The 234-nt window shown below is 51.3% G+C and carries 1 pseudogene; it reads left to right on the top strand.

What is annotated here, in order from left to right:
• The first annotated feature begins 6 nt into the window (after window positions 1–6).
• Window positions 7–189, top strand: a pseudogene (locus tag ACTHTA_RS11665) (Mu transposase C-terminal domain-containing protein).
• Window positions 190–234: the final 45 nt, after the last annotated feature.

The following is a 234-nucleotide window of genomic DNA, read 5'->3' as shown; positions in this document are numbered from 1 at the left end:
GGATATTTGTTCCGACCGCAGGTGATGCGCACGGTACGGAGCGGGGAGGTATCGCTGTTCAGCAAGACTTATTATTCCGCCGAACTGATGTAGTTCAACGGCGAAAAGGTAAGGGTCGGCTACGACGAGCAGGACGCGCTTTGGGTTTGGATTTACGAAGATGTCGGCCGCCTTATATGCAAATCGTAATGTCATGTCAACACTACGGACTATATGCCTGTCAGCGTCTTGGAT

Source organism: Neisseria sp. P0013.S005 (assembly GCF_051958425.1).
Classification (GTDB): Bacteria; Pseudomonadota; Gammaproteobacteria; order Burkholderiales; family Neisseriaceae; genus Neisseria; species Neisseria subflava.
This window is presented reverse-complemented; position numbering and strand designations above follow the sequence as displayed.